1 protein-coding gene and 1 rRNA gene are annotated in these 1,030 nt (G+C 42.0%); both read right to left on the bottom strand.

What is annotated here, in order from left to right; genetic code table 11:
* Window positions 1-146: 146 nt before the first annotated feature.
* Window positions 147-368 carry a hypothetical protein gene (locus BLQ57_RS20815; protein WP_087941526.1) on the bottom strand — a complete coding sequence of 74 codons (222 nt, stop codon included), beginning with the start codon at window positions 366-368 and terminating at the stop codon, window positions 147-149.
* Window positions 369-939: 571 nt separating this feature from the next.
* Window positions 940-1,030 (bottom strand): 5S ribosomal RNA (gene rrf, locus BLQ57_RS20810); the annotation flags it as partial.

The raw sequence follows: 1,030 nt of genomic DNA, 5'->3' as shown, positions 1-1,030 counted from the left end.
TGTTCATGAAACTAAAATAGATACTTTCCCTAAATCAGTTTCCAGTTACCCACTATAAATCATCTAGAGCCAAATTTCTTTTTTGACTATGAAAAACGTTTATAAAAAGAGGCCAACTTTAACAAAAAAGTTGACCTCCTTGTAAATCAAGAACAAGAGTTTTGACTTCCTGGAATATAAATATCATTTGCCCAGAAAACGCCGCCTTTGTCAGTACAACCTATACCCAAAGGGTGTTGACAACAGATCCAATCTTCATCTCCTCCGCCGACGGATGCCTGAGCCTTTGCCGTGGTAGAAACAAAAAAACCTAAAGAAAAAGCGAACAATCCAAAGGCAATACCCAGAATTTTAACTTGTTTTTTCATGAAAATAAATTTTTTAAGTGAAACATATCATAATGTAAATTCAGGATTTAGTAGAAAATAGGTAAACTATAGGAGTGGTTTTTTTTTTTTGAAAGGTATTATGATTTATCAAATGGTTTATTTCGAAAAAATTCTTGAGATTAAAACCATATCAAAAATACAAAAACCCAGTCGCAGGACTGAGGTTTGAATAATGTGGGCGGCCACCTACTCTCCCTGGTGTAAGCCTAGCACCCCTCGACAGCGGGCAGGCATTTGCACTGCAGGGCTTATCCGCCTCGGCGGATCGGCACAGGAAGCGGTTGAGATCCCGCATTGTTTCAAATAGATCTATGAAAGGCGTAGATGAAAAAACAGATTCCTATCCTCATTATCCCATTCTCTTGCTTCTTGTCTCTTGCCTCTACTGAAGGTCCTAAAACACAAAAGCCCGCAGGTATGAGCTGCGGCTTTTCAATAATCTGGTGCGATCCCGATACTCGGGACAGGCTCTCCTCTTCCGGGTGTAGACCTCGGGTATTTGGGGTATAAAACACAAAAACCCGCAGGTATGAGCTGCGGGCTTTAAATAATGTGGCGGCGACCTACTCTCCCGGGTGTAACCCCAGTACCATCGGCGCTGCAGGGCTTAACTTCTCTGTTCGGGATGGGAAGAGGTGGGA

It is taken from the genome of Algoriphagus faecimaris (assembly GCF_900101705.1).
GTDB classification, from domain to species: Bacteria; Bacteroidota; Bacteroidia; order Cytophagales; family Cyclobacteriaceae; genus Algoriphagus; species Algoriphagus faecimaris.
The sequence above is the reverse complement of the archived record's forward strand: the minus strand, read 5'-3'. Positions and strand labels throughout refer to the sequence as shown.